Annotated in this window: 20 protein-coding genes; 9 read left to right on the forward strand and 11 right to left on the reverse strand. The window is 63.4% G+C overall.

The genetic code is table 11. From position 1 onward, the window contains the following. The first annotated feature begins 141 nt into the window (after nucleotides 1–141). From ftsY to rpoH, 4 genes are all read left to right on the forward strand, one after another. The gene (gene ftsY, locus HWV67_RS21505) at nucleotides 142–1,620 is read left to right on the forward strand and encodes a signal recognition particle-docking protein FtsY (protein WP_175652689.1); all 1,479 of its coding nucleotides are present in this window, start codon (nucleotides 142–144) and stop codon (nucleotides 1,618–1,620) included. Continuing rightward, nucleotides 1,617–2,288, forward strand: coding sequence for a cell division ATP-binding protein FtsE (ftsE, locus tag HWV67_RS21510; RefSeq protein WP_095156349.1), 672 nt, complete (start codon nucleotides 1,617–1,619; stop codon nucleotides 2,286–2,288). The genes ftsY and ftsE overlap by 4 nt, the downstream gene beginning before the upstream one ends. Continuing rightward, the gene (ftsX, locus tag HWV67_RS21515; RefSeq protein ID WP_175652690.1) at nucleotides 2,285–3,313 is read left to right on the forward strand and encodes a permease-like cell division protein FtsX; all 1,029 of its coding nucleotides are present in this window, start codon (nucleotides 2,285–2,287) and stop codon (nucleotides 3,311–3,313) included. Before ftsE ends, ftsX begins: the two co-directional genes overlap by 4 nt. Before the next feature lie 113 nt (nucleotides 3,314–3,426). Continuing rightward, nucleotides 3,427–4,281: an RNA polymerase sigma factor RpoH gene (rpoH, locus tag HWV67_RS21520; RefSeq protein WP_095156347.1), complete on the forward strand. Its 855-nt coding sequence runs from the start codon at nucleotides 3,427–3,429 to the stop codon at nucleotides 4,279–4,281. A 70-nt stretch (nucleotides 4,282–4,351) separates the two neighbouring features. On the opposite strand, the gene mtgA is transcribed toward rpoH, so the two are convergent. Next, nucleotides 4,352–5,053, reverse strand: coding sequence for a monofunctional biosynthetic peptidoglycan transglycosylase (gene mtgA / locus HWV67_RS21525; RefSeq protein WP_175652691.1), 702 nt, complete (start codon nucleotides 5,051–5,053; stop codon nucleotides 4,352–4,354). A gap of 69 nt (nucleotides 5,054–5,122) precedes the next feature. Between mtgA and HWV67_RS21530 the strand changes: the two genes are divergently transcribed. From HWV67_RS21530 to trmB, 4 genes are all read left to right on the forward strand, one after another. Next, entirely contained in the window at nucleotides 5,123–5,494 is a 372-nt protein-coding gene (locus tag HWV67_RS21530; RefSeq protein ID WP_175652692.1) for a DUF423 domain-containing protein, read from the forward strand. 102 nt (nucleotides 5,495–5,596) lie between these two features. Next, nucleotides 5,597–5,797, forward strand: a complete 201-nt coding sequence (gene thiS / locus HWV67_RS21535; protein ID WP_095156493.1) for a sulfur carrier protein ThiS — start codon at nucleotides 5,597–5,599, stop codon at nucleotides 5,795–5,797. A 48-nt stretch (nucleotides 5,798–5,845) separates the two neighbouring features. Further along, nucleotides 5,846–6,640: a thiazole synthase gene (locus HWV67_RS21540; RefSeq protein WP_175652693.1), complete on the forward strand. Its 795-nt coding sequence runs from the start codon at nucleotides 5,846–5,848 to the stop codon at nucleotides 6,638–6,640. A 9-nt stretch (nucleotides 6,641–6,649) separates the two neighbouring features. Then, the gene (gene trmB / locus HWV67_RS21545) at nucleotides 6,650–7,375 is read left to right on the forward strand and encodes a tRNA (guanosine(46)-N7)-methyltransferase TrmB (protein WP_175652694.1); all 726 of its coding nucleotides are present in this window, start codon (nucleotides 6,650–6,652) and stop codon (nucleotides 7,373–7,375) included. Between the two features lie 112 nt (nucleotides 7,376–7,487). Here trmB and HWV67_RS21550 read toward each other — a convergent pair whose 3' ends face one another. From HWV67_RS21550 to HWV67_RS21590, 9 genes are all read right to left on the reverse strand, one after another. Then, nucleotides 7,488–7,814 carry a DUF3392 family protein gene (locus HWV67_RS21550; protein WP_095156343.1) on the reverse strand — a complete coding sequence of 109 codons (327 nt, stop codon included), beginning with the start codon at nucleotides 7,812–7,814 and terminating at the stop codon, nucleotides 7,488–7,490. 9 nt (nucleotides 7,815–7,823) lie between these two features. Further along, nucleotides 7,824–9,038, reverse strand: a complete 1,215-nt coding sequence (gene hemW, locus HWV67_RS21555; RefSeq protein ID WP_256680163.1) for a radical SAM family heme chaperone HemW — start codon at nucleotides 9,036–9,038, stop codon at nucleotides 7,824–7,826. Beyond that, complete coding sequence (rdgB, locus tag HWV67_RS21560; protein WP_110970329.1) at nucleotides 9,035–9,631, reverse strand: RdgB/HAM1 family non-canonical purine NTP pyrophosphatase; 597 nt, start codon at nucleotides 9,629–9,631, stop codon at nucleotides 9,035–9,037. Before rdgB ends, hemW begins: the two co-directional genes overlap by 4 nt. Then, on the reverse strand, nucleotides 9,628–10,062 hold the full coding sequence (locus HWV67_RS21565; protein WP_175652695.1) for a DUF4426 domain-containing protein: 435 nt from the start codon (nucleotides 10,060–10,062) through the stop codon (nucleotides 9,628–9,630). Before HWV67_RS21565 ends, rdgB begins: the two co-directional genes overlap by 4 nt. Before the next feature lie 23 nt (nucleotides 10,063–10,085). Further along, a complete protein-coding gene (metW, locus tag HWV67_RS21570; protein ID WP_095156339.1) occupies nucleotides 10,086–10,706 on the reverse strand; it encodes a methionine biosynthesis protein MetW in 621 nt (206 codons plus the stop codon). A 7-nt stretch (nucleotides 10,707–10,713) separates the two neighbouring features. Beyond that, nucleotides 10,714–11,853: a homoserine O-succinyltransferase MetX gene (gene metX / locus HWV67_RS21575; RefSeq protein ID WP_175652696.1), complete on the reverse strand. Its 1,140-nt coding sequence runs from the start codon at nucleotides 11,851–11,853 to the stop codon at nucleotides 10,714–10,716. 148 nt (nucleotides 11,854–12,001) lie between these two features. Then, nucleotides 12,002–12,592 carry a YggT family protein gene (locus tag HWV67_RS21580; RefSeq protein ID WP_095156337.1) on the reverse strand — a complete coding sequence of 197 codons (591 nt, stop codon included), beginning with the start codon at nucleotides 12,590–12,592 and terminating at the stop codon, nucleotides 12,002–12,004. Between the two features lie 10 nt (nucleotides 12,593–12,602). After that, a complete protein-coding gene (gene proC / locus HWV67_RS21585; RefSeq protein WP_175652697.1) occupies nucleotides 12,603–13,421 on the reverse strand; it encodes a pyrroline-5-carboxylate reductase in 819 nt (272 codons plus the stop codon). 38 nt (nucleotides 13,422–13,459) lie between these two features. Further along, nucleotides 13,460–14,146: a YggS family pyridoxal phosphate-dependent enzyme gene (locus HWV67_RS21590; protein WP_175652698.1), complete on the reverse strand. Its 687-nt coding sequence runs from the start codon at nucleotides 14,144–14,146 to the stop codon at nucleotides 13,460–13,462. 67 nt (nucleotides 14,147–14,213) lie between these two features. On the opposite strand from HWV67_RS21590, the gene HWV67_RS21595 reads away from it, so the two are divergent. Next, entirely contained in the window at nucleotides 14,214–15,248 is a 1,035-nt protein-coding gene (locus HWV67_RS21595) for a type IV pilus twitching motility protein PilT (RefSeq protein ID WP_175652699.1), read from the forward strand. On the opposite strand, the gene HWV67_RS21600 is transcribed toward HWV67_RS21595, so the two are convergent. Continuing rightward, nucleotides 15,245–15,871: a C40 family peptidase gene (locus tag HWV67_RS21600; RefSeq protein ID WP_175652700.1), complete on the reverse strand. Its 627-nt coding sequence runs from the start codon at nucleotides 15,869–15,871 to the stop codon at nucleotides 15,245–15,247. The genes HWV67_RS21595 and HWV67_RS21600 overlap by 4 nt on opposite strands. Nucleotides 15,872–15,976 lie beyond the last annotated feature (105 nt).

Here is a 15,976-nt window from a genome sequence, read left to right on the forward strand (position 1 = left end):
TGTCGAGGATGTCGCCGCAAAGGCCCCCCGACAAAATAGACGACGCGCACGAACGAGCCGGATTTAAAAGAGTCTCTTCTGCGTTAAAAGAATTCTGACGCGCCAAGCAGGCGCATCGCCACCCTGAGATAGCCGTCTTCCATGTTTGGTTCCAACGACGACAAGAAAACGCCGGCTGCGCCCGGCGAAAAGAAAGGCCTGTTCGGCTGGCTGCGCAAGAAGCCCCAGCAACCTGTTGTCGAACAGCCTGAAAGCCCCGCCCCGATCGCTCCCGAGCCCGCTCCCGCCGTAGTGCCGGAGCCTCAGGTCAGCGCGGCGCCGGCCATCGCCCCTGAAGTGCTGGCTCCGGTTGCGCCTGAAGCGCCGCTCGCCGCACCGTCCAGCCTGGTGCTGCCGGTGCCGGAAGAGCCGGTCGCGCTGGTGCCTGACCTCGAACCTCACCAGCCACCGGTCATTCCCGAGCGGCCGGTTGATGTTGTGCCTGTCGAGCCCGAGCCCGAGCGGCAGCCCGCGCCAATCCCGCAACCCGAGCCGGTTCAGGTCGCACCTGCTCCCGAGCCTGTCGCGCCGATCGTCGAGCCTGCTCCGGTGGTTGTCGCTGCGGCTCCTGCTCCCGTTCCAGTCCCGACTCCGGTGGTCGAAGCGGTTGTCGAGCCTGCGCCAGCCCGCGCGCCTGTAGAAGAAGCCAAGACCGGCTTCTTCTCCCGCCTCAAGCAAGGCCTGTCGAAGACCAGCGCCAGCATCGGCGAGGGCATGGCCAGCCTGTTCCTCGGCAAGAAAGCCATCGACGACGATCTGCTCGATGAAATCGAAACCCGTCTGCTGACCGCTGACGTCGGTGTCGAGGCCACGTCGCTGATCGTGCAGAACCTCACCCAGAAAGTCGCCCGCAAGCAACTGGCGGACGCCGACGCGCTGTACAAATCGCTGCAGGACGAGCTGGCCGGGCTGCTCAAGCCGGTGGAGCAACCGCTGCGCATTCAGTCGCAGAACAAACCGTTTGTCATCCTGGTGGTCGGCGTCAACGGCGCCGGCAAGACCACCACCATCGGCAAACTGGCCAAGAAGCTCCAGCTCGAAGGCAAGAAAGTCATCCTGGCCGCCGGCGACACCTTCCGCGCCGCGGCGGTGGAGCAGTTGCAGGTCTGGGGTGAGCGCAACAACATCCCGGTCATCGCCCAGCACACCGGCGCCGACTCGGCCTCGGTCATCTTCGATGCCGTGCAGGCCGCCAAGGCCCGTGGTGTCGATGTGCTGATCGCCGACACCGCCGGTCGCCTGCACACCAAAGACAACCTGATGGAAGAGCTGAAGAAGGTTCGCCGGGTGATCGGCAAGCTCGACGCCGATGCGCCACACGAAGTGTTGCTGGTGCTCGACGCCGGCACTGGCCAGAACGCCATCAACCAGGCCAAGCACTTCAACCAGAGCGTTGAACTGACCGGCCTGGCCCTGACCAAGCTGGACGGCACCGCCAAGGGCGGGGTGATTTTCGCCCTGGCCAAGCAGTTCGGTCTGCCCATTCGCTATATTGGCGTAGGTGAAGGCATCGACGATCTGCGCGCGTTCGAAGCAGAATCCTTCGTTAAAGCACTGTTTGCCGAGCGGGAGCATCCATGATTCGATTCGAACAGGTCGCCAAGCGTTATCCGAATGGTCACGTTGGCCTGCATGAGTTGAGTTTTCGGGTACGGCGGGGCGAATTTCTGTTCGTGACCGGTCACTCCGGTGCCGGCAAGAGCACCCTGTTGCGCCTGCTGCTGGCCATGGAGCGTCCGACCAGCGGCAAGTTGCTGCTGGCCGGCCAGGATCTGGGCCAGATCACCAATGCGCAGATCCCGTTCCTGCGCCGCCAGATTGGCGTGGTGTTCCAGAACCATCAGTTGCTGTTCGACCGTACCGTCTTCAATAACGTCGCCCTGCCGTTGCAGATCCTCGGCCTGTCCAAGGTCGAGATCGCCAAGCGGGTCGACTCGGCATTGGAGCGGGTGGCGCTTTCCGACAAGTCCGCGCTGTTCCCCGGCGACCTGTCCACCGGCCAGCAACAGCGCGTCGGCATCGCCCGCGCCATCGTTCACCGCCCGGCACTGCTGCTGGCAGACGAACCTACCGGTAACCTCGACCCGCGCCTTGCCGCGGAGATCATGGGTGTTTTCGAAGATATCAACCGCCTGGGCACCAGCGTGCTGATCGCCAGCCACGACCTGGCACTGATCGCGCGTATGCGCCATCGCATGCTGACGCTGCAGCGCGGCCGCCTGATCGGCGATGGGGAGGCCGGGCAATGAGTGCGACACGCAGTCCAAAAGTATCCGAGCGCGTAGCGCCGAAACCGGCCGACACGCAATCGGATAAAAAGAAGAAGGGCCACGACGATGACGACGGCCCGGATTTCCGCACCCTGCTGCACGCCTGGCTGGAAAGTCATCGCGCCAGCCTGGTGGACAGCCTGCGACGCCTGGGCAAGCAGCCGATGGGCAGCTTCTTCACCTGCCTGGTCATGGCGGTGGCACTCAGCCTGCCGATGGGCCTGTCGCTGATCCTGAGCAATATCGAACGGCTTGGCGGCTCCTGGCAGCGCGCCGCGCAGATTTCCCTGTACCTGAAGCTGGACGCCAGCGCCCGCGACGGCGAGGCCCTGCGCGAGCAGATCAAGACCCTGCCGGGCGTGGCCGATGCCGAGTACGTGAGCCGCGAACAGGCGCTCAACGAGTTCCAGCAGCAGTCCGGTCTCGGCGAAGCGCTGCGTGAACTGCCGGAGAACCCGCTGCCCGGCGTGGTGGTGGTGACCCCGGCGGAAGTCGATAAAGCGACCCTTGAAGCCCTGCGTCAGCGTTTGTCGGAGCTGCCGCGGGTTGAGCTGGCGCAGCTCGATCTGGTCTGGGTCGAACGGCTGGCGGCGATCCTCAAGCTGGGTGACCGCTTCGTCTTTGGCCTTACCGTCTTGCTGGTCTCCGCGCTGCTGCTGGTGATCGGCAACACCATCCGGCTGCATATCGAGAACCGCCGGACGGAAATCGAAGTCATCAAGCTGGTCGGTGGAACCGACAGCTATGTGCGTCGTCCCTTCCTTTATATGGGTGCGCTGTACGGTCTGGGCGCGGGGATTCTGTCCTGGGGCGTGCTGGCATTCGGGTTGAACTGGCTGAATGACGCGGTGGTCGACCTGTCAGGGCTGTATGGCAGTGATTTCGCCCTGGCCGGCGTGCCGTCTGCCGATGGTCTGTCGCTCTTGCTTGGTGCGGTACTGTTAGGGTATATCGGTGCATGGATCGCGGTGGCCCGACATCTGAGTGAGCTGGCACCACGATAGTGTCTTTTTGCTGGTATTGACTCTTTTGGTTTTCAGGGAACTTGTTTAGCGGTTTCCGGTCAATGTTGGCAGTGCCCATGGGCACGAGTTTAGTGAGTCGGAGGTTTTTTCGTATGACCACTTCGTTGCAACCTGCCTACGCCTTGGTCCCGGGTGCGAACCTGGAGGCCTACGTACATACGGTGAACAGCATTCCACTGCTGACTGCCGAGCAGGAGCGTGAACTGGCCGAGAGTCTCTACTATGAGCAAAATCTTGAGTCTGCTCGGCAAATGGTGCTCGCGCACCTGCGCTTCGTTGTACACATCGCCCGCAGCTATTCCGGCTACGGGCTGGCCCAGGCCGACCTGATCCAGGAAGGCAACGTCGGCCTGATGAAAGCAGTCAAACGCTTCAACCCGGAAATGGGCGTGCGTCTGGTGTCCTTCGCGGTGCACTGGATCAAGGCCGAGATCCACGAGTTCATCCTGCGCAACTGGCGGATCGTCAAGGTTGCGACCACCAAGGCGCAGCGCAAGCTGTTCTTCAACCTGCGCAGCCAGAAGAAACGTCTGGCCTGGCTGAACAACGACGAAGTGCATCGCGTCGCCGAAAGCCTGGGTGTGGAGCCGCGGGAAGTCCGCGAGATGGAAAGTCGCCTGACCGGCCAGGACATGGCCTTCGACCCGGCTGCCGAAGCCGATGACGACAGCGCCTTCCAGTCGCCAGCCAACTACCTGGAAGACCACCGCTACGACCCGGCTCGCCAACTGGAAGATGCCGACTGGAGCGACAGCTCTTCGAACAACCTGCACGAAGCATTGCAGGGCCTGGACGACCGTAGTCGCGACATCCTTTATCAGCGCTGGCTGGCCGAGGAAAAGGCCACGCTGCATGACCTGGCGGCCAAATACAGTGTTTCGGCGGAGCGTATCCGCCAACTGGAAAAGAACGCGATGAACAAGGTGAAAGCCCTGATCGCAGCCTGATTTTCCAGGTGTCAGAAATAGAAAGCCCGACTCGAAAGGTCGGGCTTTTTTATTGGCTGTAGGGCCTGAATCACCGCCCCTGCAACTGCTCCAGATAACTGTCGCTACCCAACTGCCCCATTTGCTGCCGAATCCACCCGGCTCGCCGCGCTACATAGCTACTTGGCCGGCTGGCACTCCAGTTGCGCGGGTTGGGCAGTACGGCGGCGAGCAGGCTGGCCTGCTGGCGCGACAGCCGGCTGGCGTCGACGCCGAAGTGATGGCGGGCGGCGGCCTGGGCACCAAATACGCCGTCATCCCATTCCGCACTATTGAGATACACCTCAAGAATCCGCTCCTTCGACCAGAGCAATTCGATCAGCGCGGTAAACCAGGCTTCCAGCCCCTTGCGCACCCAGCTTCGGCCCGACCAGAGAAACTGGTTCTGGGCCCCCTGCTGGCTGAGGGTGCTGGCCCCGCGGACACTGCCGCCGCGCTCGTTATGCGCCAGCGCCGCCTGGATGGCCGTGAAGTCGAAGCCCCAATGGCTGGCGAATTTCTGGTCTTCGCCGGCGATGACCGCCACTTTCAGCTCATCGGAGATCCGTTCCCAGGGTTCCCAGTCGCGCTGCAAATCGATGGGCTGGCCGTCGAACCAGGACTCGATCTTGCGCTCGACCATCAACGCCGTGCCTGGCGGCGGTACCCAGCGGAAGATCAGCACCAGCACTACGCTGCCACCGGCGAACCAGAGCAGGGCACGAGCAAGGCGTCGAATTACGGATGACAGCATGGTGATGGCTTGGCCGGGGCGGATGAGCGGGCCATTATACAGGCCCTGTGCACCCCAAGGAGTTGTTCCATGCTTCGTAGCTTCCTGATGCTTGCGGCGTTCTTCGGCTTTACCGGCGTGGCCCTCGGCGCCTTTGCCGCCCACGGACTCAAGGGCCGGCTGACCCCTGAATACCTGGCGATCTTCCACACCGGCGTCACCTATCAACTGGTTCACGCGCTGGCGCTGATCGGCGTCGCGGTGCTCAGCGTGCACCTGCCCGGACGGCTGGTGAACTGGGCCGGCGGTCTGTTCGCCCTCGGCATCCTGCTGTTCTCTGGCAGTCTGTACCTGCTGACCCTGAGCGGTATCAGCAAGCTCGGTATCATCACGCCATTGGGCGGAACCGCCTTCCTCGCCGGCTGGTTATGCCTGGGTGTGGCGGCCTGGCGGATGAACTGACTCGCGGGTCGAAAATCGTGACGAATGGTGTCGCCCGGCCTTGGGTTCGGGCGCGGATCGGCGCTAGAATGCGGGCCCCTAAAAATAATGGCGGCCGTGCGCATGCGCATTCAACTGAACGGTGAACCCTTCGAATTGCCCGACGGCGAGAGCGTCGCGGCCCTGCTGAGCCGGCTTGACCTGGTTGGGCGTCGGGTGGCGGTCGAACTGAACCTGGACATCGTGCCGCGCAGCCAGCACGACAGCACCGCGTTGAGCGAAGGCGACCAGGTGGAAGTTGTCCACGCCATCGGCGGCGGCTAGGCCCCCGCGCTTCACCTGCAAGTCCCTCAACCTTCAAGAGGATTACCGATGAGCAACGTTCGTAGCGACAAGCCCTTCACCCTGGCCGGTCGTACCTTCCAGTCGCGCCTGCTGGTTGGCACCGGCAAGTACCGTGACATGGAAGAAACCCGCCTGGCCATCGAGGCCTCGGGCGCCGAGATCGTCACCGTCGCCGTGCGCCGGACCAACATCGGCCAGAACCCGGGCGAGCCGAACCTGCTCGATGTACTGCCGCCAGACCGCTACACCATCCTGCCGAACACCGCCGGTTGCTACGACGCGGTCGAAGCCGTGCGCACCTGCCGCCTGGCGCGTGAACTGCTGGACGGCCACAACCTGGTCAAGCTGGAAGTCCTGGCTGACCAGAAGACCCTGTTCCCCAACGTGATCGAAACCCTCAAGGCCGCCGAAGTCCTGGTCAAGGACGGTTTCGACGTGATGGTCTACACCAGTGATGACCCGATCATCGCCCGCCAACTGGCCGAAATCGGCTGCATCGCAGTCATGCCGCTGGCCGGACTGATCGGCACCGGTCTTGGGATCTGCAACCCGTACAACCTGCAGATCATCCTCGAAGAAGCCAAGGTGCCCGTGCTGGTGGACGCCGGTGTCGGTACCGCTTCCGACGCCACCATCGCCATGGAACTGGGGTGCGAGGCGGTGCTGATGAACTCGGCGATCGCCCACGCGCAGCAGCCGATCGTGATGGCCGAAGCCATGAAACACGCCATCGTCGCCGGTCGCCTCGCCTACCTGGCCGGCCGCATGCCGAAAAAACTCTATGCCAGCGCCTCGTCGCCGCTGGATGGCCTGATCAAGTAAGAGCCTCTGATGACTGAATCGCAAGAATCGCCGATCGCCGCCGAAGGCGAAGAGCGCCAACACCGCCGTATCAAGAGTTTCGTGATGCGCGCCGGGCGCATGACCGAAGGCCAGCAACGCGGCCTGGACCAGGGCGGCCCGCTGTACATCCTGCAACTGGCTGATAGCCCGGTCGACTACGACCAGGTGTTCGGTCGGTCGGCGCCACGCACCCTGGAAATCGGTTTCGGCATGGGTCACTCCCTGCTGGAGATGGCCGCCGCCGCGCCGGACCAGGACTTCATCGGTGTTGAAGTGCACCGTCCGGGTGTCGGCGCACTGCTCAACGGCGTAATCACCCAGGGCCTGAAAAACCTGCGGGTGTACGACTGCGATGCCATCGAAGTGCTGAACAAGTGCGTCGCCGATGGCAGCCTTGATCGCCTGATGCTGTTCTTCCCGGATCCGTGGCACAAGAGCCGTCACCACAAGCGCCGCATCGTCCAGCCGGAGTTCGCCGAGCTGGTGCGTCGCAAGCTGAAGGTGGGCGGTGTATTCCATATGGCGACCGACTGGGAACCGTATGCCGAATACATGCTGGAAGTCATGAACGTCGCCCCGGGTTATCGCAACCAGGCGGCGGACGGCACCTATGTGCCGCGTCCTGAAGAACGCCCGATCACCAAGTTCGAACGCCGCGGCGAGCGGCTGGGGCATGGGGTTTGGGATCTGAAGTACGAAAAGCTGGCTGATTGACGAACGGGACCGCTTTGCGGTCCTTCGAGACGGTTTGGCGCTCCGACAAACTCGCTCCTACGGTATACGCGCTCTTGTAGGAGCGAGCTTGCTCGCGAAGGCCCGATAAGCATCACCCCCGCCGATCAGCCACCACGCCGATCAACACCAGCACCACCAGCAACACCGGCGCCAGCGCATAGTTGTTGAACTGGCCCAGTCCCTTCACCACCCATGGGGTGGCATAGATCAGCGCAGCGCCGCTGCCGATCAGCACCAGCAGGGCCATGAACGGCACCCGCAAAGCCCCGGCCAGGCCGCCGAGGCGTCCTTCGACCCAGCTTTTGATATCGGTGCCGAACAGCACCAGCAGGCAGCCGACCAGCGCCAGCGAGATTTCCGAAAGGTTGCTACGGCTCCAGCGGGAGATGGTCGAGAGCAGGTCGAGTACCAGGTCCATGCGCTTTCCTTAGGTCAAGAAGTACTGCAACAGGTCGTTGAGGAACAACTGGCCACGCGCGGTGGCGACCAGTCGCGTCGGTTCGACTTGTAAAAGGCCTTTTTGTTCTGCTTCCCGGCGCGCCGCAGTGAGTTGTTCCAGTGGCAGCCCGGTTCGCTGGCTGAACAGCGCAGCGTCGACGCCGTCGGTCAGGCGCAGGGCGTTCATCAGGAATTCGAAGGGCAGCTCATCTACCGGCAGTAGCTTTTCGCCGGCCTTGAAGGCCTTGGCCGGATTCAGGTAGTCCTTGGGCAGGCGGGTTTTCCAGGTGCGCAAAATACGGCCATCCGGATGACTGAGCTTGCCGTGCGCACCCGCGCCGATACCGATGAAGTCGCCAAAACTCCAGTAGTTCAGGTTGTGTCGCGCCGCCCGCCCGGCTTGGGCGTAGGCGGAAACTTCGTACTGGTGGAAGCCGTTTTTCGCGAGCAGGGCCTGACCGGCTTCCTGGATATCCCAAAGGATGTCGTCTTCCGGCAGCACCGGCGGCTGGTTCCAGAACACGGTGTTCGGCTCCAGGGTCAACTGGTACCAGGACAGGTGCGTCGGGCCGAGGTCGATGGCTTGTTGCAGGTCGCCGAGGGCGTCGTCCAGCGACTGGTCCGGCAGGCCGTGCATCAGGTCCAGGTTGAAGTTGTCGAAGCCGGCATTGCGCGCCATGGCGGCGGCGCGGATCGCTTCGTCGCCGTTGTGGATGCGGCCGAGGGCTTCGAGCTTGGCCTGCTGGAAGCTCTGGATGCCGATGGACAGCCGGTTGATGCCCAACTGCCGGTAAGCCTTGAACTTCTCTTGTTCGAAGGTCCCCGGATTGGCTTCGAGGGTGATCTCGATATCGCTGGCAAACGGAATGCGCTGCTCAACCCCGACCAGCAGGCGGCCCAGCGCCTTGGCGCTGAACAGGCTGGGCGTGCCGCCGCCAAAGAAGATCGAGCTGATCGGCCGGCCATACACCGCAGGCAATTCCTGGTCGAGGTCGGCCAGCAGCGCGTCGACGTAGGCCTCTTCAGGCAGCTCGGGGGTGGCGGCGTGGGAGTTGAAGTCGCAATACGGGCATTTGCGCACGCACCACGGAATATGGATGTACAGCGCCAAGGGCGGCAGATGCGGCAAGGCCGCCCTTGGTGTTTGGGACGTGAAGCCAGCCTCGCCCAGATGCAGTGGCTGTGCCGGCGTTTTTTCGGTCATGCCAGGCCCAGACGTTGACGCAGCAGGCTCATGGCGCGGGCGCGGTGACTCAGTTGGTTTTTCTCGACAGGGGCCAGTTCGGCGCTGGAGCAGTTGCGCTCAGGCACCCAGAAAAGCGGGTCGTAGCCGAAACCGTGCTCGCCGCTGGCGGCGGTCAGGATGCGGCCGTGCCACAGGCCTTCGCAGAGGATCGGCAGCGGATCGTCGGCATGGCGGACCAGGGCCAGCACGCAAACGAACTGCGCGCCACGCTCGGCTTCCGGCACGTCTTTCAGTGCGTCGAGCAGCTTGGCGTTGTTCGCCGCGTCGCCCTTGCCGTCGGCATAACGCGCCGAATAGATACCCGGTGCACCACCGAGGAAGTCCACCGCCAGGCCCGAATCGTCGGCCAGTGCCGGCAGGCCGGAGATGCGCGCGGCGTTGCGGGCCTTGAGGATGGCGTTCTCGACGAACGACAGGCCGGTTTCTTCCGGCTCGACGCTGCTGAATTCACCGATGGAGCGCAGTTGCACGGTGTCACCGAGCATGGCCTGCAGTTCCTTGAGTTTGCCGGCGTTGTGGCTGGCCAATACGAGTTGCTTGATGTTCATCATTCGCCTGGGAAGACTTCCTGGTTGAAGCTGAAGGTGTTGTTGGCGTCACCCGAGCCGACCGTGATCGAGAAGGTCAGGGTTTCCGGCTGGTCCACCGGGAACTGGGCCAGGTAATAGACGGCGCCCTGGTCGCTGACCTGTTTGAAGCTGAGGTTGCTCTTGCGGCTGGTCAGGTCACTGACGGTGCCGCTGACGTTCGCGACGCCCGGCTTGCCGGCCTTGAGCACGGCAATGTTAAGCACGCCCTGGTTCTTGCTGCGTACCAGCCCGCTGGCCTGCGCCGTTTGGGGCTGCAGGAAGGTGGAGTTGAAGACGCTGTAATGCACGGTGACATCGCCGAAGACTTCCTTGCGCTCCGGTTTTGCGGCATCGGCAGCCAGCACTGGCAGGGCCAGGCACAGGCTGAACAGAAACATGGCTAAGCGACGCATGATCGTATCCTCTGGTGGACGGGTTAAACCGCGACCTTATGCTCCTGCAGGCCGGGGCTGCTTACACGATAAATGCCGATTTCCCCTAAAAGATTAGGCCAAAGCCGACCGCCCCATCCGTTGCGGTGACGATTGTCCACCGCCAGGCGGTTGAGGACCTGCGCACGGCGTTCGCTGCACAGGGCCTCGAAGTCTTCGAAGGTGCAGAAATGGATGTTCGGCGTGTTGTACCAGGTATACGGCATGAAGTCCGAGACCGGCATGCGACCCTTGGTCGCGAGGTACCAGCGGCAGCGCCAGTGGCCGAAGTTGGGGAAGGTGATGATGCACTGGCGGCCCACCCGCAGCATTTCGTCGAGGATCCGGTCCGGGTACTCCACGGCCTGCAGGGCCTGGGTCATGACCACCACGTCGAAGCTGTTGCTGGCGAAGTTGCCCAGGCCCTTGTCGAGGTCCTGTTCGATGACGTTGACGCCCTTGGCCACGCACTGGGCGATGTTGTCGGCGTCGATTTCCAGGCCATAGCCGGCGACCTGCTTGGTGTCGCGCAGCGAAGCCAGCAGTTCACCGTTACCGCAACCGAGGTCGAGCACGCGGCTGCCGGCGGGGATCCAGTCCTGGATGATTTCCAAATCGGCTCTCATGGATTCCTCAGCAGACGATGCGGTTCATGTAGTTGGAGAAACCCTGGATGTAGCGCGGGGTCGGGATCAGGAAGGCGTCGTGGCCGTAAGGCGAGTCGATATCCAGGTAGCAGACGTTCTTGCGCGCGGCGATCAGGGCGTCGACGATTTCCCGCGAGCGGGCCGGGGAGAAGCGCCAGTCGGTGGTGAAGGACATCACGCAGTAGTCCGCCGTGACATGGGCCAGGGTCGCGGCCAGGTCGCCGCCGTGGCTGGCGGCCGGGTCGAAGTAGTCCAGCGCCTTGGTCATCAGCAGGTAGGTGTTGGCGTCGAAGCGGCCGGAGAATTCCTCGCCCTGGTAGCGCAGGTAGCTTTCGACCTGGAACTCGACACTGTGGAAGTCGTAGTTGAGCTTGTCGCTCTTCAGCTCGCGGCCGAATTTCTCGCCCATGGAGTCATCGGAAAGGTAGGTGATGTGGCCCACCATGCGGGCCAGCATCAGGCCGCGCTTGGGGATCACGCCCTGGTCCTGGAACGAGCCGCCGTGGAATTCCGGGTCGGTGAGGATGGCCTGGCGTGCCACTTCGTTGAAGGCGATGTTCTGGGCCGAGAGCTTGGGTGCCGAGGCGATGTCCAGGCAGTGGCGCACGCGGTCCGGGTAGGTGATGGTCCATTGCAGCGCCTGCATGCCGCCGAGGCTGCCGCCTACCACCGCCGCCCACTGGTGGATGCCCAGTCGGTCGGCCAGGCGTGCCTGGCTGTGCACCCAGTCTTCCACCGTCAGCACCGGGAAATCGGCGCCGTAGGGCTTGCCGGTCGCCGGGTTGGTGCTGCTCGGGCCGGTACTGCCGTTGCAACCGCCGAGGTTGTTCAGGCTGACCACGAAGAAACGGTTGGTATCGATGGGCTTGCCGGGGCCGATGCAACTGTCCCACCAGCCGGGCTTGCGGTCATCGACGCTGTGGTAGCCGGCCGCATGATGGTGACCGGACAGCGCGTGGCAGATCAGCACGGCGTTGCTGGCACGGCTGTTGAGCGTGCCGTAGGTTTCGTAGGTCAGCTCGTAGGAAACCAGGGAGCGGCCGCAGGCCAGGGCCAGGGGCTCGTCGAACTGCGCCAGTTGCGGTGTTACCAGACCGACCGAATCTTCGGGAAAGACAGTGGACATCGACCCTGCTCACATCTGAATGAGGCGTAAGTCTAAAGACCACCGGAGTGGGCGGCAAGCAATGTGCCGGGGGTTGCGGGAATCGATGCCGGGCCCGGCGCCACGGGTGTTCGTGGCGCGGGCCTGGCGGGTGTCGCTGACGCTGCGATCAGACCAGTCGACGCAGCACTTCGGGCATGAGGGTCATGGCCGCGAGGTTGTTGATGACCAGCATGTCGAGCAGCTTGAGCGCCATGAACGCGAGGATCGGCGAGATGTCCAGGCCGCCCAGGTTCGGCAGGATGCGGCGGAACGGGGCGAGGAACGGATCGCAGATCTGGTTGATCAGCTCGGCGCCCGGGTTGTGGCTGCCGGGTGCGACCCAGGACAGGATCACGCTGATGATCAGGGCGTAGAAGAAGATGTTGAGGAACAGCGCGGTCACCCCGATCAGCGACCAGATCAGCAGCTGCAAGGGGTTGCCGATGGTGCCGTAGAGCAGCATCAGGATCGCGCCCATCAGTGCCATCTGCACGATGATCGCCAGCACCAGCGAAGACATGTCCAGGCCGAACAGGCTCGGGATGATCCGGCGCATGGGTTTGAGCAGCGGCTGGGTGGCGCGCACGGCGAACTGGCTGAGCGGGTTGTAGAAGTTCGCGCGGACCAGTTGCAGGATGAAACGCAGCATGATGATCAGCAGATAAAGACTGCCGATGGTCTGCAGGATGAAAATTGCAGCGGTACTCAGTCCAATCATTTCACGCTCCTTAGTTGCCCAGTTGTTCGGCCATTTCTGCCGAACGATGTGCTGCGGCGCCTAGCGCCTTCTCAACCAGTGCTTCGAAACCATCAGCCTGGAACGATTTGATTGCCGCTTCGGTGGTGCCGTTGGGCGAGGTGACCCGGCGGCGCAGCTCGGCGGCGTCGACATCGCTGGACACCGCCATGTGCGCGGCGCCTAGCGCGGTTTGCAGGGTCAGCCTGGAAGCGGTTTCCCGTGGCAGGCCGAGTTTTTCGCCGGCGGCGGTCATGGCTTCGATCAGCAGGAAGAAGTACGCCGGGCCGCTGCCGGAAACGGCGGTGACCGCGTCCAGTTGTTGTTCGCTGTCCAGCCACAGGGCGATGCCCACTGCCGAAAGCAGTTGCTCGGCTTGCTCGCGTTGCGCTGCGCTGACGTCAGCGGTGGCGTACAGGCCGCTCACGCCCTGGCGCAGCAGTGCCGGGGTGTTGGGCATGCAGCGAACGATCGGCTGCGCGCCGAGCCATGTGTTCATGCTGGCGCAGGTGATGCCGGCGGCGATGGAGACCACCAGTTGCTCAGGCTTCAGGCTTGGCTTCAAGGCTTCGCAGACCGCTTTCATGGCCTGCGGCTTGACCGCCAGTACCACCACGTCGGCGCCTTCGACGGCGCTGGCGTTGTCTTCGAACAGTTCGATGCCGTGTTCGGCGTGGATCTTCGCCCGTTGTTCGGCACCCGGGTCGCTGGCGCGGATCTGCGCGGCTTCCAGGCCCTGGGCGCGCAGACCGCCGATCAGGCTGGCGGCCATGTTGCCTGCGCCGATAAAGGCAATACGAGTCTTGCTCATGTCAGGTCCTTGGTAGAAGAAGGTGAAAAGTGCATGGATCAGGCCTGGCCATAGTCGCGGGCACCGAACAGCGCGGTGCCGATGCGGACCCAGGTTGCGCCTTGGGCGATGGCGCTTTCCAGGTCGTGGCTCATGCCCATGGACAGGGTGTCGAGGCCCAGTCCGAGGCTGTCTTGAAGCTCCCGCACACGGGCGAAGGCGGAGTCTTGCGCGGCGCGGTCGTCGGTGGGTTCGGGAATGGCCATCAGGCCGCGCAGGCGCAGGTTCGGCAGCGCGGCGACAGCGGCGGCCAGGGCCGGCAGTTCTTCGGGCGTGCAGCCGGACTTGCTGTCCTCACCACTGACGTTGACCTGCAGGCACAGGTTCAGCGGCGCCAGGTTGGCCGGGCGTTGTTCCGAGAGGCGTTGTGCGATTTTCAGTCGATCCACCGAGTGTACCCAGTCGAAATGTTCGGCAATGGCGCGGGTCTTGTTCGACTGAATGGGGCCGATGAAGTGCCAGGTCAAGGGCAGGTCGGTCAATTCTTCCTGTTTGCCGAGTGCTTCCTGAAGGTAATTCTCGCCGACATCGCGTACGCCGGCGGCGAAGGCTTCACGCACGGCTTCGGCGGGTTTGGTCTTGCTCACGGCCAGCAACTGGATGCTCGCAGGGTCACGTCCGCAAGCCGCGGCGGCGGTCTGGATGCGCCCGGCAAGCGTGGAAAGGTTGTCTGCTATGGTGGACATGGATTCGATGCCAGCGGGTCATTGGGTCCGGGGCATTCTACCCGCTTGTCAGTCTTTGGGGAGTCTTATGGAAATGACCGGGCTGTTGGCCCTGGCGCTCAGGGAGAGCGCTTCCGATCTGCATCTGGCGGCTGGCCGGGTGCCGAATATCCGTGTGGATGGGCAGATGCGCCCGCTGGATCTGCCGCCTCTGGAGCCGGCGGCGATGCGGGCGCTGCTGGCGCAGATCATGAGTGAACGGCAGCAGCGCGAGTTCGAGGAGCGCCGCGACCTGGACTTCGCCGTGGCCTTGCCGTACACACCGCGTTGCCGGGTGAATGTCTTCGAGCAATTGCATGGCGCCGGGGCGGTCTTGCGCTTGCTGCCGGAGCGGGTGCCGAGCCTGGAGCAACTGGGGCTGGGAGAGGCGTTCAAGCGGTTGGTGGACGTGGAGTCCGGGCTGGTGCTGGTCACCGGGCCCACCGGATCGGGCAAGTCCACCACCCTGGCCGCGCTGGTGGAGCACCTGAATCGCCAGCGCGCCTTGCACATCCTCACGCTGGAAGACCCTGTCGAGTTCATCCATGAGCCGCTGCGCAGCCAGGTCAATCAGCGGGAAATCCACCGCCACAGCCTTGGTTTCGCCCAGGCCTTGCGAGCGGCGCTGCGTCAGGACCCGGATGTCATCATGCTCGGCGAGCTGCGCGACCTTGAAACCATCCGCCTGGCCCTGACCGCCGCGGAAACCGGGCATCTGGTGCTGGCGACACTGCACACGGCGTCGGCGGTGAAAAGCATCGACCGCATTGTCGATGTCTTCGCCGGCGAGGAAAAGGCGATGGTGCGCAGCTTGCTGGCCGAGTCGTTGCGGGCGGTGGTGTCGCAAGTGCTGGTGCCGCGAGCGGCAGGCGGGCGGGTCGCCGTGCAGGAGATCCTGGTGGCGACCCCTGCTGTGCGCAACCTGATTCGCGAAGGCAAACAGGCGCAGTTGTATTCAGCAATGCAGACCGGCGCGGGGCAGGGGATGCAAACCCTGGACAGTTGCCTTCAGGGGTTGCTGGCGCGGGGAGATATCAGCGCGCAAAGCGCTCGGGCGAACATGCGTTCGCCCTCGGCTTTCTAGCGCTTGGCCAGGCGCAGTTGCTCTTGCTGTTGCGGCAGCACGCGCTTGGCCACTACGTAGCGTTTGTCCCAGTAAGGCTTGTTCAGCGTGTCGATGGTGACGCGCTTGCCGGTACGCGGGGCATGGATGAAGCGGTCGTTGCCGAGGTAGATGGCAACATGGTTCACCCGACGGCTCTTGATGTTGAAGAACAGCAGGTCACCCGGCTTGAGGTCACTGCGATCGACTTTCACGCCGTGGTCGCCACTGGCCATCGCGTTGGAGGTGCGCGGCAGGTCGACGGCGTCGATGTCGTTGAAGGCGTACTTGACCAGGCCACTGCAATCGAAGCCCTTGCCTGGGGTGCTACCACCCCAGCGATAGGGCGTTCCCAACTGGTTCACGGCGCGGCTGAGCACGTCGCTGCTCTGGCTCGGCGGCATCTGTGCCACCGTCTGCGAGGCGCCGTGGGTGCGGCGCGAGTGCTGGGGCTTGCTGGCTACGCTCTTGGTAGAGCGGGTAGCCGTGGAATGGGCGGTCGATCCGGAAAAGCCGGTGGGAAGACGTTGCTCACGGTTGGTGGCGTGGGCGGCCAGTGGCAATAATAGGCAAATAGTTAGCCATGTCTTGAAAAATGAACGCATTAGGCAGGGCTCTTGTTGGTGTAGGCGCGCAACTTTATAACAGCTTTTTGGTCATTTTCTGATCCACTGGTCGTCTCAAAAGTGTCATACGTCGGCTTGATCGGA

The organism is Pseudomonas sp. Marseille-P9899, from assembly GCF_903166565.1.
Lineage (GTDB): Bacteria > Pseudomonadota > Gammaproteobacteria > Pseudomonadales > Pseudomonadaceae > Aquipseudomonas > Aquipseudomonas huaxiensis.